Genomic DNA, 14390 nt, shown 5'->3' with positions numbered 1-14390 from the left:
AGGTATTACCCTGTGCTAGGACCGCATTCCGAGTTTTTTTAACGTTTAAGTTTCATAAAACATCGTAAAATACGATGTTTTATGAAACTTAAACAGTATTTTTATTGCAATTGTAAACCTTTATAATTATGCTAATTTTGATAATTAGGATAAAAAACAATATGAAATTAAAAGCTTTAGTGGTGTTTTCTCTTGGGGTGCTCGGTTTCTCAAATCCCCTTCTATCAAAGGCTTCCTTCGAATTTACTACATCAGTCCCCACAGATAAAACATTCCATGTGGTATTTATTGACGACGTGAATAACTTGAATGGCATGTCTCACGTTTTAGACCAAAAATCGGATGGTCAATTAAGTAAATTGATACAACTCAATAAATTTACACCAGAAAAAGGCAACACCCTGCATTTGCAGATGATTGGCGAAGTAGAATCTCTATTGTTAATTGGATCTCAAAACAAAGACGGATTAAGTGCGCCTGAGCTTCAAGATTTAGGAGGCAAAATAGCCAGCTCGCTAAGTTCAACTAAAGACGATCTCAATTTAGCAATACATGTGGAAAATTTGAAAACGTCTGAAGCACTGCCAAGTGCTCATATAGCCTACGGTTATCACTTGCGTCATTACAGCTTTGACCGCTACAAAACAAAAAAGAGTAGCGGTGAATCTGACGTTACCCTAGTGACCAATAATGCAGATAACGCCACAAAATTGTATCACACTGATTTGGCATACATAGCTCAAGGTGTGCACTTGACCCGAGATTTGGCAACCGAACCGGGCAACAATATGTATCCCCAAGCTTTTGTTGATTTAGTGAAAGCAAAATTTAAAGGGATCAAAAATGTGGATATCGACGTGCTTGATATGCGCGACATTAAAAAGTTAAAAATGGGCGCTTTAGAAGGGGTCGGGCAAGGCTCTATTAATGATCCTCGTTTGTTAGTTATCAATTATCGTGGTTCAGAAAAAACGAATGCTCCTATAGCGCTGGTTGGCAAAGGGATTACATTTGATACAGGTGGCATTAGCTTAAAGCAGAATACTGGAATGTGGGCCATGAAGTCAGATTTGTCAGGCGCTGCAGCGGTTGCCGGAACACTTTATGCTAGCGCTCAACGCGGTGAAAACATCAACTTAATTGGCTTTATGCCACTGGCAGAAAATATGCCAAGTCAAGACGCAATTCGTCCTGGAGATGTGTTAGAAACCATGAAGGGAGTGAGTATTGAAGTCATCAGTACCGACGCAGAAGGTCGTTTGATATTAGCTGACGCTGTTTATTATGCTCAGCAAACATATAAACCTAAAATGTTATTGAATATAGCCACATTGACAGGCTCTGCTGGCCGAGCATTGAGTGATGAGTATGCCGCTGTGATTACCAGAGATTTTGAATTATCTCAAAAAATGATGGATGTAGGTAAGCGCTCAGGAGAAAACGTATGGCCCTTACCTCTTCATCCTAACCATTTTAAACAAATAGAATCCCCTATTGCTGATATTAAAAATTCAGGTGCTGGCAATCCTGGTGCAAGTATCGGCGCTGCAGTTGTTGCTACTTTTATCGACGAAGATTTGCCGTGGATCCACTTAGATATCGCTGGCGTAGATTGGTTGGAAGCTGATATTGATGTTGCACCCAAAGGCAGCCAAGGTTGGGGCGTGCGGTTTATGGACCAGTTAGTTCGAGATCATTCTAAATAAAAGATAGTTCAAACACAGACTCGATGACCACGGTTTTTGGGGCGTCGTTTCTGTCACCAATAGTCGCGAATATTAGGTGCCCTTGGTATCGGTGTTCCATCATTTTTACTTATAAAAATGATACAAACTAAATCCCTTTAAGGTAATAGATGTTTAATTTAACGCACTTACAAAAATTAGAAGCTGAGGCCATTCATATATTAAGAGAGGTAGCAGCGAGTTTTGAACAGCCTTGTATGTTTTATTCAATTGGCAAAGATTCTACCGTGATGCTGCATTTAGCACGTAAGGCTTTTGCGCCTAGCAAAGTACCTTTTACCTTGTTGCACATTGATACTACTTGGGAGTTTCATGAAATGGGTACTTTTAGAGACAATTTACAGGAAAAGTTAGGCTTTGAACTTATAGTACATACTAATCAAGAAGCCTTAGATGCCGGTATACACCCCATTGAGTCTGGATCAGTTAAATATAACGATCACATGAAAACGTCTGCCCTCAAACAAGCCGTAGACTATCATAAATTTGATGCAGCATTAGGGGGTGCCAGACGGGATGAAGAAAAATCCAGAGCAAAAGAACGAGTGTTTTCGGTGCGTAATGAACACCACCAATGGGATCCAAAAAATCAGCGCCCCGAGCTTTGGTCAATTTATAATACGCAAATAAATAAAGGTGAAACGGTAAGAGCATTCCCTTTGTCAAATTGGACTGAATTGGATATCTGGCTTTACATTTTAAAAGAACAAATTGATATAGTGCCTCTATATTTTGCAGCTCCTCGCATGAGTTGGCTTGATGAAGACAGTGGGCAAATACTCGCACTAGATGACGACAGAATGCTGACATATTTATCAGAAAAAGAACAAGCTAGCCTAAAAGTTCGAAAAATCCGTTTTAGAACGCTAGGTTGTTACCCGCAAACAGGTGGAATAATCAGTGATGCCGATACATTGGAAGGTATTGTTACTGAAATGATTGCCAGCAAAAATAGTGAGCGGGAAGGTAGGCTGCTAGACAAAGATCAAACAGGCTCAATGGAGAAGAAAAAACGGGAAGGTTATTTTTAGAGGGGCGAGTAGTCTAACGTTGTCTTTTAGCAAAAAGGATTTTGCTAAAACCTGTTGAATTTTGTAGCCTTAACGTAGTTTTTTTAAAAAAAAACTCGATTTTGAGGCTTTTGCTTTTAAAATGTAGTCTCTGTTTTTAGTCTTTAGGCTCTTATGTAATAGCAATCAGTATAAAGAAGTGACCACTGAGAGAGTGAATTTTTATACGGGTTGGTATAAGTGATCCCATCAAATATTTCATTAGTTATTACCTCACAACGGTCGCAATCAATACCAATATGAGACCTAATCCTAATGTGCTTAGGTTGCACTGTGTCAGAATAAGCCATACGTAATTGAGTAAAATTCACTGAGCGGAAAATGACTTTACTCAGTTTAATTTTGTCTGCTAATTAGTTGTTAGTTTCCTATTTTCTGTGCACAGATAAGTGTTTTTGCGCTCTGATCAACCGATGTTTTGCATCAAGTGATGCTAGTTGTATAGTTAATGTGACTAAAAATGTATTATCTCAATATCTATAGAACTAAAAGCCTTACATGGCCGTAATCTTAGTTTACATTCTTTTTTATTATCGATAGGAACCGCTATGCACTTTTGGCGTTGGGTATGGACATTTTTATTTTGTTTGATTGTGGTGAGTGTGTTGGGTTTTGTGAAGTTTAATCAGATAAAAGCAGCTATTGCTTTTGGTGAGTCTTTTCCCGAACCTAGTGAAACTGTGCATAGTATTGTAACTGAGCAGAGCCAGTGGCAACCTAATTTAAGTGTTATGGGGGAAGTGGTTGCTACTCGAAGCCTAGACCTGCGTAATGAATTAGCTGGCGTCATAACCAAGGTTGGATTTGTTTCAGGTGGTAACGTGGGCAAAGGTTCGCTGTTATTGCAATTCGATGTGGAAAATGAAGAAGCACAATTAGCGGCGCTAACGGCACAAGTCAGTATAGCGCAGTTGGAGGTAAATCGATTTGCAGAGTTGATCAAGAGTAACGCCTCTAGCCGCGATCAACTTGACAGAGCTAAGGCCCAATTAGCTGTCGCTAAAGCCAATGTCCGTGCTCTGCAGTCTACTATTACCAAAAAGACACTTCTCGCGCCTTTTGATGCAATGGTCGGGTTACATCAACTTGAAGTCGGTAGTTATTTGTCAGCCAATACTTTAATCACGCGTTTGGTAAGTGTGAGTGACGCTGTTTGGTTGGACTTTTTAATTCCTCAAGAGTACGCTAATTTGGCCGAGGGAGATGTTGTTCAGATTCATTCAGACAGTTTGTTAACTGCTGTGTTTACCGCTAAGGTTATTGCGCTAAGTCAGGAAATCGACATAGCTTCGAGAAACTTACGTGCAAGAGCTCTGTGGCTTAATCCCCCTAAACAGATTAAACCTGGCGCTTTAATTGAAGTGAAGCTGTCAATTGGAAACAATCTCAACATAGTCAGAATACCCAGTGTAGCTGTGCGTTATGATGCGTTTGGCACATATGTATTTATCTTGAATAAAGATAAAAATGGAGCTTGGCGCGCAACACGTCGAAGTATAGAAGTGCAGGCTAAAGATAACAAAACGGCCATTGTGACTGCTGGCCTTTCCATTGGTCAGAATATTGCTTCTATAGGGTCATCTAAACTCAGAGAGGGCATATTAGTTAACGTAGCTTCCCCTGATGAAGGGCATGCCGTTAATGAATAAGACCCAAGGCGAGTTGCTTATTAGCGAGGAAGATACCCAACCTTCAATTATGGATGTGTTCTGTAGGCGTCCAGTGGTGGCTATTGTTTTATCTTTGGTCTTAGTGCTGGTGGGTATTCGTGCATCAATCGACTTACCTGTTTTACAGTTTCCTAAAATCGCTAGCGCTTCATTACAAATTACCACCCCTTACATCGGTGCATCCGCTGATGTAGTGCAAGGTTTTATTACCGAACCTATCGAACGAGCCGCTGCGTCGGTGCCCGGCGTAGATTATATCGACTCGAATACTACCCTAGGTTTAAGCACAGTTAACGTCTGGTTGAAGCTGAATGAAGACAGCACTGATGCACTGGCCGAGCTGTCTGCACGACTGGATCAAATTCGCTTCGAGTTGCCACAGGGGGCTGAAGATCCTTCTGTACAAGTTGTCAGAGCAGACAGGCCCTTTGCGGTGTTTTATCTAAACGTTGAATACGATGAAGAAAACGCCGGTATGTCGCGATTAGAAGTGACCGATTATTTATCTAGGCGTGTTGTGCCAAATTTATCCACTATTATCGGTGTGCAAAGAGTCGGACTTGAAGGCAGTCGTTCACCTGCTATGCGAATATGGCTAGATACTAAAAAAATGGCAGCGTTTAATGTGGCTGCTGATGATGTGGCCAATGCACTGCGTAATAACAACTTAATTGCGACCATAGGTGCCAGTGAGAACAATCAACAACGTATCGCCTTAATGACTGACAGTTCTTTGACCAATGTTGAGGCGTTTAACCAGCTTATTGTCCGTGAAGCGAATGGCGCGCAAATTCGTATTAGTGATATCGCTAAAGTAGAACTAGGCGAAGTAGAAGGCCAAGTGACTGCACGTTTAGACAAACAAACCTCAATTTTTTTATCTGTCTGGCCACTGCCCGGTGCAAACGAGATTGATATCGGCGATAGGTTGTATAAAAAACTCGATAGTATCAATCTAACATTACCCAAAGGTCTGTCTATTACCAGCGGTTTTGATGGCACCTTATATATGCGTAACGCGCTGCAGGAAATTTTTATCACCCTAGCCGAAACCATTGTTTTGGTCGGTATTGTGGTGGTGATCATGATGGGCTCTTTTCGTACCGCTCTTGTACCACTTATTACTATCCCTATCTCAATTTTGGGCGCAGTTGCGGCTATGACCCTCATGGGGTTTACGCTTAACTTATTAACCGTCTTAGCCATAGTGTTATCGGTGGGGCTGGTGGTAGATGATGCCATAGTGGTGGTGGAAAATGTTGCACGTTATATGCGCAGTGGCATGAGCAGAATGCAAGCTGCGCTAATCAGTTCAAGGCAATTATTAGCCCCGATTATTAGTATGACTATCACCTTGGCAGCTGTTTATGCACCAATAGGTTTGTTGTCTGGCTTAACAGGCGCCTTGTTCAAAGAATTTGCTTTTACTCTAGCGATTGCCGTCTTGATTTCAGGGTTTGTGGCGGTGACTCTGTCGCCCATCATGAGTGCTTATGCTTGCCCTGAAGGGGGGAAAGAAGGCAAGTTCACCCTGAAAATCAATGCTGGTTTTGCACGTTTGCAAGTGTGGTACGGTAAGTTGTTGTTACGAACAATAGATTTTAAAGCACAAGTATTAACTGGGGCGGTGTTTTTGGCTTTGTTAAGTGTGCCTTTTTATTTATTGTCCCTCAAAGAACTTGCACCCACTGAAGACCAGTCAAGTATTACCGTTATTATCGAAGCCGCTCCAGAGTCATCTTTGCAATATACCACTCAACACATGGACGATGTGGTAGACGTGATGAAACAACTCGATGGTGGTAAGTTTATGTGGCAAATTATCAATCCTGTTGGTGCTTTTGGTGGTGTTGAATTTGTGCCATTAAAAGACCGTAGCGAAGGTGTACAAGATATATTTTGGAAGGCCTTTGGCGCACTGTCATCGGTGCCCGGTTTAAAGGCTTTTCCGGTATTGGATTCTGCTTTACCCACGTCCGGTAATTTCTCTGTTGAAATGGCGGTATTAAGTACTGACCCATACGCAGATATGAAAGTTTACGCTGACAAAATGGTGGCCGCTGCTATGGCCAGTGGTAAATTTTTATTTGCTGAAACAGATTTAAAAATTGATTTACCACAAGCGCGATTTTTATTAGATCGTCAACGAATAGCGGATTTAGGCATGGATCTGGCGAGTGTCAGCCGCCAGTTAGATGTTATGTTATCAGGCAATTTCGTGAATCGATTTAACAAAGATGGTCGCGCCTATCGCGTTATCCCCATGGTGGATGAGGACCAAAGAGTGAATCCCGATGCCATATTAGACTTGCAAATACGTACACCAAGTGGCGCCCTTGTCGCGATCCGCTCTATCGCTAAACTTGAAACCGAAGTGGCACCAAGAGTGTTAGTTAAGTTTCAACAGAAAAATGCTTTTCGTGTCTATGGCGAAGTTATTCCTGGCACAACTAAAGAGCAAGGACTCAGTGCCCTAGAACAGGCCGCGGCTGAACTATTACCTGCAGATTACAATATCGACTATGCGGGTGAATCACGGCAAATTCGCTTAGAAGGCAACTCTCTGGAAGGTGTGCTTCTGGTGGCATTAGTGTTTGTGTTTTTAGTCTTGGCTATCCAGTTTAATAGTTTTCGGGACCCCCTTGTGGTGTTACTTGGCTCAGTGCCTTTGGCACTTGCAGGAGCGATGATGTTCACGTTTCTTGATTTCACCACTATCAATATTTACTCCCAAGTGGGCTTTATCACATTGGTCGGTCTGATAGCTAAAAATGGCATTCTGATTGTGGAATTTGCTAATCATATGCAGATGCAAGGGTACGCTAAAATTGAAGCTATTCAGCTAGCAGCACAAACAAGATTACGTCCAGTACTGATGACAACCGCCGCCACAGTGCTAGGACATTTCCCTTTGGTCTTAGTGACAGGTGCAGGGGCTGAGGCCAGAAATAGCATCGGCATCATTTTGGTCGCAGGCATGTTAGTTGGCACCATGTTTACCCTTTTAGTACTACCAAGCGTGTATATGGTTTTAGCATCTAATCACTCTAAAGTTAAGAACATTGAAGGCACTGGTGCGGCAGGGATTGCAGCAGTAAAAAGCACATGATATTGGGTTTGCCAAGCACTTAGTTTCACATTTAGTTGCACGAGTCTGCACTTAACTTTACATGTATTTGATATAAGTGACAGACTCAAATGTGCCAAAGTGAGCTTGAGACAAAGTATCTTCGACTGTTGACAAAGGACTAAAATCATCTAAACAATATAAGGTTACTTATGTCGCGTTATGCTCAAAATCCCCTCTAATAACTTTTTCCAATCGACGTTAATACGACCATAGCCTTAGCTAAAATCGTCGGTCAACATGGCTCAACAATCAGTTTAATTATCTAAATATCAGCAAAATTAATGCATATTGCATAGATTTGGTAAGTGTTCTATTCTTTTTACTCTCAAGGACAATAGAGACTAAAACAATTGATGGACGCAGAATCTACACCTACCAGTCGTAATCAACCGAGTTTGAGGTGCACCTATGCATTATAAAGATTTCATTATCAAAATTGAATCCAAGCAAGGTGAGGATTACATCATCAGTATCCAATCACCCGCGGGTGAAGGTAGTTCCAAATTACGTCTACCATTTGAACTGGATGACGCTGCTGGCATGATGCAAAAGCTGGCCGGGACCTTTCGGGGTGCATCATCTCCAGATATAGACGCTGACGCAACTCGCGAGATGTCGATGTCAAGAGCCGATATGCCACAGTCCCACGAACTGCCCAAAGCTCTCTTTGAGAGCCTTTTTATCGGCGCCACCAAAACGCTTTTTGATCAAAGTATTGGAATGGTCAGCGGCGACGACAGTGGTCTTCGTATCAAATTACAGATTGATCCCACAGATTCTGATGTGGCTGCACTGGCCAGTTTGCCGTGGGAGTTATTGTATCGCGAAGAAACTCGCGACTACTTGAATCTATCGCGCAACACGCCACTTGTGCGTTACTTAAATGTACAGCGTCCCTTCGCACCTCAAGCTTTTGAATTGCCCTTGCGAATTCTGGTTGTTATGTCCAGTCCCGAAGGCGTAACGCCATTAAATTTAGAGCAGGAACGTCAACTGATTGAGCGTTCATGGGCACGGCAAAGTGGAGTTGAAGTGGACTTTTTGGAACGACCGGCCACCACTCAACGACTCAGTAACAAGTTATCTGAGAAAGACTATCACGTGTTGCATTACATGGGGCACGGCGACTTTGACCGTGCGACAGGCCACGGTGTACTCCTGCTTGAGGACGAAAATAGTCAGCCCTTAGCACTTGACGGCCAAACATTAGGTGGCGTTATTTTACAAGACGTCAAGTCGTTGCGCTTGGTGTTTTTAAATGCCTGTGACACAGCCAAGGCCACTAAGCAAAAAGGTCAGGATCCTTTTGCTGGAGTAGCCACGGCCATGATTATGGCCGGGATTCCGGCTGTTGTGGCAATGCAGTTCCCGATTACTGATAAGGCCGCAGTGAGTTTTGCCGGTACTTTTTATCCCCGCATCGTTTCTGGCTATCCTGTGGATGCAGCCGTTGCTGAAGGTCGCAAAGCGATCAAGCTTGCAGACTCTTCTACCATGGAATGGGCGACACCGGTGCTGTTCATGCGTTCACCTGATGGTGTGTTGTTCGACATTGAAAAACCAATCCCAGCAGCTCCACCATTGCCCAAACCACCGTCAAATGCCACTGCAAATGCAGCACCAAAGCAGAATATCCAAGCTCCTGTTATCCAAAAACCTGGCATATCTAAGACTATAAAAGGATTGATTGCTGCCGCAGTTGTGATGGTTCTAATCGCGACGGGGAATTTTATGTGGTCGTCTGAGAAAATCATTCCCGATATAAGCAAAGAGGCTTACAACGTAAAGCAGGCAACCAGCGTCATTAAAAAAGCAGGATTATTAGTAGCACCTGACACTGTCGGCATACCCAGCAGCGAGAAAAAAGGCACAGTATTGCGTACTGATCCACCGGCATTAAGCAGTTTTGATGTCGACAAGGAAGTTAAACTCGTCGTCTCTAACGGTACCATTAAGCTGGAAAATCTACAGGGTAAGAACGAGGAGCAGATAAGGAGTCTGTTGAAAAACCTGCCAGTGACTATCGAAACAGTTGAACGAGTTGTTGCTCTTCCAGAGGAAGGTATAACAGAAGGTACCTTTGTTAGAAGCGAGCCCGAGGTAGGCACTATTATCCCTCACGATACCGGGCTTACGCTGTATATGGCTGCTCCAGGGATCCCGCTACCGGATCTGGTTTCATTGGGTCTGCAGCAGGCTATTGAAAAACTTGATGCTTTGGGTTTGTCACACAAGAGCCTATACGAACTCAATCTTGACGGCAACGCCGGACAAATTTTTAAGACTGAGCCATTGGCAGACACTCCTTGGATTGCTAACCAACCGGTTACACTCCACATATCGGCGCGGGGAGGTTGGGTCTATCTAAACAAAATAGTATCCGATTCTTATACAAACAATTCCGCCAAGACAATGCGGGCCGATGATGACAATTCAGGTAAGGATATTGGCACATTGAAGGCGCGCGAGACCGTAAAAGTTATCGAATCAAAACGCAACGGCTGGACTTTAGTGCAGGCGATTGAACAATAGTGAATTGATGATGTTCGCGTATATTCTTAGGTAACTTCGCAAATGTTATGTTTGTTTAGGTTCATTGGATTGATTTTTGCTATGTGTGATATTAGCTAGGTGTGCTAACGAACTTGAGCCAATAACCTAAAACAATGGTTATTCAAAAACTGTTTAATGCTCTTATTGTTACAGTTCGGCAGCAGGCATCAAAGAAATAAACCGAGGATCGTCTTGCAAGCGTTTTAAATCGGGATCCAAAGCTATGAATTGCTGATAATATCGCTCAAGGACTATGGCCTCTTGTAGCAGTGTAATAGCTTGCTCCGCATCGTCTTCTTGGAGTAAAGCCAAAGCTTTAAAATAGAGAATTTCAGGATTCCGTTGCGATTTTTCAATCGCTGCTTCGAGCAAATTCATTCCTTCTGCTTGTTCACCTAAATGAACCAAATATAAGCCTAATATCGCTCGGGTATGCCAATCCTCTTTATTAATTTGCAGATTATCACGAGCTAGTTCAGCTGCACGTTTATAAGCATACTGTGACTCCGATTCTTGCGCAGGAATAAATCGATAACTCTCGGCCAATCGCCCCCAAACTCTGTGGTCCGTTTCTGCAAATTCTAATGCTTTCAACTGCATACCTACTGCCTGTTCAAATTGGCCCGCGTAGTAGTAAAACATGCCTAAATTGGTGTAGGCTTGTCGAGAAGGATTTAATTCTAGTGAGCGTTCATATGCTTGGAGTGCTTGTTTAGTATCACCAAGCATCCAATACGCTGAGCCTTTACCAAGATACCCTTTTGAAGAATCTGGCGTAAGGCGCGCAACAATTTCATAAGTGTTGGCGGAATCACTATACTGTTCTTTAGTGTAATAAAAGTTAGCTAAGGCTTCATACGCTTTCCAATAGTTGCGCTTTAAATCTATTGCCCGTAAAAAAGACGCCTCAGCATTATCAAATTTCTTTTGGGCTGAATATATTTCGCCAAGCTCGATATATGCATCAACCTCGGTAGGGGAAATTGCGATGGCTTTGAGCAAGATATTTTCCGCTTTTTGATATAAACCACGAACGCGATATAAACGGCCCAAGGCTATCTTAACCTCACTATTGCTATCAATATTGAGGTTTTGGGCTTTTTCGCAGGCTATTTCAGCATTGGTAAATTCGTCAACATTATTAGTGATTTCATACAGTGCTAAGTTAGCTTCGCATATTCCCGCATAAGCGCGGGCAAAAGTAGGGTCTATGTTCAGTGCCTGATTAAAGAGTTCGTTAGCTGTGCTGATACGCTCTGCATGTTGTGAACTGCGCAGTTTTTCTAATCCTTGCAGATAAAAAATGTAAGCATCAATATTTTCTGATTGTGTTTGCTGTAATCGATTTTGAGAATCAACCGACAGAGCTATCTTTAATTCATTTACAACCGCAAATGCTATTTCTCTTTGGATTGCAAAAACATCATCAAGGTTGCGATCGTAAGATTTACTCCAAGCGTTAAATCCTTCTTTACCATCTATCAATTGAGCGCTAATGCGAATGCGATTGCCCTCTCGCCTAACACTGCCCTCGAGTACATGCCCGACATTTAATAATTGTGCAACCTCACGAACATCGACCCGTTCACCGCGAAACCTGAATGAAGAGGATCGGGCAGCAACATTAAGTTCTCGGATCCCTGATAAATGGTTTAATATTTCGTAACTATTCAGGTCGCGCAGATGAAAAGATGTCAGGAAGCCTGCCCTTGAACAATAGTCGCAACGCCTCACTTGCTGAAACATCTTGCTTGCGACAACTGGATATGTAACTGCGAAGCAAACAAAACATATCCGCACCGTTTTGACTTCTGAAACATCCCGATATTTTTTGATGTACTTTTGTCATTCGAATATCGTTTTCCCCTTGATTGTTAGTAAAGGGGACATCTTTTATTTCGATAAATCTAAGCGCATCATTTTCAAATTCTCTGAGCCGTTCAAGCAAGGCGCGCGCTTTGGTTCGTTTTAAACGACCCCGTTGTCCTGCTGGTCGGTCCTCCTCATTTGGTGGCGGACACTCCTTATCACCCTCAAAGAGTATTTCACGGTACTGTTCTCTGGCGACGCGGGCAGACTCTGGCGTTAACTTACCGTCATTATCCTTCACGTCCTGACAAAGCTTGGTCAGCAGTGCACGCATTTCATTGGCCCATTTCTGCTTGTCTTGCTCCCACGCTCTTTCCAATTCTCTCAAATGATGGGCATTGCACAGAGAATGTTCACATAGGATATATTTGTAGTAAGGTTTCCAGTGGTCATGGCACAGAATGCCCGTAAAGCATGGCAGTATCTCGGCCGCATCCATGGCCTCTTTCCCACGTTTATCGTGGGCATGGAAATACGTCCAGGTAAGTGATGAGGCACAATGTAACCAACGCCGCTTGCCGTTAATGTTGACGCCTGTTTCATCAACATGCAGCACGGGTGATGCTCGTAGTGCGGCTTTGATCCGATCCGCGGCACCTGTTTGCTCAATTAAATCTGACGCTTTTTGATTGAAGTTAAACAAGGTTCCCGCACTGATCGGAATATTGAGTTGATCGGAAAAATACTCTTCAATACGTTTATAAGGCAGCAATTGATATTGTGACAGGTAAACCGCGTGCGCTTTAATGCCATCGCCATATTGGATAGCACTGTTAACACCTTGTGGAAACTCAGCTGTGAATTTCTTGCCTGTTTCGTTGAGCAGTATTTGCGCTCTGTATTCGGTGACCATGCGTGATATTTCTATGTCAACCACTTGACGACACTGGACGCCAGCATCACGATACTTCCCAGGAGGCAATAGCGCCCTGTTTACGGGAATATCCTTGACTACATCGGGCTCTTCGAACGGGCTCAGCGTTTTACCCTCCCGCCCTTTCTGGCCGCCGGCCGGATTGTCAGATTTAGTCCTTGAATTCTTCTTTCTATCAAAATCTGTGGAGGGTGGTTTACTGCTGTTTTGGCTATTTAGTCCTAATCGATTAGCAAGCAAAGACACAACCAGCATGATCAATTCAATTGCCGCTCTTAAGGCCGGCGAAATTGATTTATCCTCTGTAAGCAACTTTTTTGTTGAATCGATCACACTGTCGATTTCAATGCCGTCAATCTTCATTGGTTAATAACTAAAGTGATATTAAGGCAAGTCTGACATCCTAGCGGGATCAGTCAATACGATCGCTGGGATCGTCAAAATATATTTTCATGAGGCTGAATAGTTACAATATTTCTTCAGCTAGTCCATCAGCAAAGTAGTTAGATTCAGGTTGTCCGTCAAAATTTTCAAAGGCTAAGACAGCAATTGAATTGGCAGGGAAATCCGTTTCTACTGCATCTAATTTAGGCTCAAATTGAGATTGAAGTGTTGTCACTTCGACTTCTGCAGGCTGGATCCTATTATCCAAAATTATCACTAAGCCCCAAGTCCCCACAATGACCAATAAACACAATAAGAGTGCCAAAGGTCTACTCGCTTTTTTCTGTTGCCGAGTTACCGCGCCTTCAACTTGCCATAAGGGCAAGTCGAACATGACTCCTTGGGACTTCAAATCGAGTATCCAAGCTAAAAAAATCACCGCTGGGAATCCAGCAATAGATATAATAATGAGCAAGCGTATGCCACCCTTTGGCAGTCCTAAGGGGTCAAAAGTCAGCTCCGCTACTTGCAGCACTAACCACATAACTACGGCGTAGGTTATTACAACAGGAATAACCTCTCGCCGACGAATTTCGGAAATAAACTGGCTGAAAAAGCGGGATAAAATAAGCGTTACTCCCTGTTATTATTGGCTGAAATATTCATAGAAGAAGTTCAAAACACAATATAGTTTTTCCTCTAATCTGAGTCTATACTCATTTCTCAGTATAATCACAAAGTGAGATGGGTAATGTCAAAATCAGAGCAAAGCAACGAAAATGAGTCCACAAATAGTCATCAGAAAGAGAGCCAAGCTGAAAAAACTGAGCAGTCAGTTACGCGTCCAGGCAGGCCCGATACGCGTCCAGGTAGACCAGATACCCGTCCCGGTAGACCCGATACGCGTATAGATTGATCGGATACTTATCGCTCAGGTCAAAATGACTCTATTCGAAGTAGACACGCGTTGATATCTATTGTCTACTTTTTAGTGCGGCATTTGTGTTTCTTTAGATACAAATTTTAAGTCGCCCATGTTCAGTACTCGTCTCAATGCCACTGAGTGTTAATTTTCTTAGTTATCAAACTGCCATA

Annotated in this window: 9 protein-coding genes; 6 read left to right on the top strand and 3 right to left on the bottom strand. The window is 42.8% G+C overall.

The window, feature by feature from the left end; all coding sequences use genetic code 11:
• The first annotated feature begins 161 nt into the window (after nt 1–161).
• The 5 genes from CXF95_RS19335 to CXF95_RS19315 all read left to right on the top strand — a co-directional run bounded on the left by CXF95_RS19335 (nt 162) and on the right by CXF95_RS19315 (nt 10147).
• Entirely contained in the window at nt 162–1706 is a 1545-nt protein-coding gene (locus CXF95_RS19335; protein ID WP_101200225.1) for a M17 family metallopeptidase, read from the top strand.
• 149 nt (nt 1707–1855) lie between these two features.
• On the top strand, nt 1856–2776 hold the full coding sequence (gene cysD, locus CXF95_RS19330) for a sulfate adenylyltransferase subunit CysD (protein WP_101200224.1): 921 nt from the start codon (nt 1856–1858) through the stop codon (nt 2774–2776).
• Between the two features lie 587 nt (nt 2777–3363).
• Nucleotides 3364–4464, top strand: a complete 1101-nt coding sequence (locus tag CXF95_RS19325; protein WP_101200223.1) for an efflux RND transporter periplasmic adaptor subunit — start codon at nt 3364–3366, stop codon at nt 4462–4464.
• The gene (locus CXF95_RS19320; RefSeq protein WP_101200222.1) at nt 4457–7594 is read left to right on the top strand and encodes an efflux RND transporter permease subunit; all 3138 of its coding nucleotides are present in this window, start codon (nt 4457–4459) and stop codon (nt 7592–7594) included. The genes CXF95_RS19325 and CXF95_RS19320 overlap by 8 nt, the downstream gene beginning before the upstream one ends.
• Nucleotides 7595–8023: 429 nt before the next feature.
• A complete protein-coding gene (locus CXF95_RS19315; protein ID WP_101200221.1) occupies nt 8024–10147 on the top strand; it encodes a CHAT domain-containing protein in 2124 nt (707 codons plus the stop codon).
• A gap of 168 nt (nt 10148–10315) precedes the next feature.
• Here CXF95_RS19315 and CXF95_RS19310 read toward each other — a convergent pair whose 3' ends face one another.
• From CXF95_RS19310 to CXF95_RS19300, 3 genes are all read right to left on the bottom strand, one after another.
• Nucleotides 10316–11914, bottom strand: coding sequence for a tetratricopeptide repeat protein (locus tag CXF95_RS19310; RefSeq protein ID WP_101200220.1), 1599 nt, complete (start codon nt 11912–11914; stop codon nt 10316–10318).
• On the bottom strand, nt 11835–13274 hold the full coding sequence (locus CXF95_RS19305) for an IS66 family transposase (protein WP_101197042.1): 1440 nt from the start codon (nt 13272–13274) through the stop codon (nt 11835–11837). Before CXF95_RS19305 ends, CXF95_RS19310 begins: the two co-directional genes overlap by 80 nt.
• Before the next feature lie 103 nt (nt 13275–13377).
• The gene (locus CXF95_RS19300) at nt 13378–13839 is read right to left on the bottom strand and encodes a hypothetical protein (RefSeq protein WP_101200219.1); all 462 of its coding nucleotides are present in this window, start codon (nt 13837–13839) and stop codon (nt 13378–13380) included.
• A gap of 207 nt (nt 13840–14046) precedes the next feature.
• Between CXF95_RS19300 and CXF95_RS29660 the strand changes: the two genes are divergently transcribed.
• Nucleotides 14047–14211 (top strand): hypothetical protein, encoded by a 165-nt coding sequence (locus CXF95_RS29660; protein WP_157828188.1) that lies wholly within the window; start codon nt 14047–14049, stop codon nt 14209–14211.
• Nucleotides 14212–14390: the final 179 nt, after the last annotated feature.

Source organism: Paraglaciecola sp. MB-3u-78 (genome assembly GCF_002835935.1).
Lineage (GTDB): Bacteria > Pseudomonadota > Gammaproteobacteria > Enterobacterales > Alteromonadaceae > Paraglaciecola.
This window is presented reverse-complemented; position numbering and strand designations above follow the sequence as displayed.

Coding starts and splice junctions, on each gene's coding strand:
- CXF95_RS19335 (WP_101200225.1), top strand. CDS start 162: ATGAAATTAAAAGCTTTAGTGGTGTTTTCTCTTGGGGTGCTCGGTTTC.
- cysD (WP_101200224.1), top strand. CDS start 1,856: ATGTTTAATTTAACGCACTTACAAAAATTAGAAGCTGAGGCCATTCAT.
- CXF95_RS19325 (WP_101200223.1), top strand. CDS start 3,364: ATGCACTTTTGGCGTTGGGTATGGACATTTTTATTTTGTTTGATTGTG.
- CXF95_RS19320 (WP_101200222.1), top strand. CDS start 4,457: ATGAATAAGACCCAAGGCGAGTTGCTTATTAGCGAGGAAGATACCCAA.
- CXF95_RS19315 (WP_101200221.1), top strand. CDS start 8,024: ATGCATTATAAAGATTTCATTATCAAAATTGAATCCAAGCAAGGTGAG.
- CXF95_RS19310 (WP_101200220.1), bottom strand. CDS start 11,914: ATGTTTCAGCAAGTGAGGCGTTGCGACTATTGTTCAAGGGCAGGCTTC.
- CXF95_RS19305 (WP_101197042.1), bottom strand. CDS start 13,274: ATGAAGATTGACGGCATTGAAATCGACAGTGTGATCGATTCAACAAAA.
- CXF95_RS19300 (WP_101200219.1), bottom strand. CDS start 13,839: ATGTGGTTAGTGCTGCAAGTAGCGGAGCTGACTTTTGACCCCTTAGGA.
- CXF95_RS29660 (WP_157828188.1), top strand. CDS start 14,047: ATGTCAAAATCAGAGCAAAGCAACGAAAATGAGTCCACAAATAGTCAT.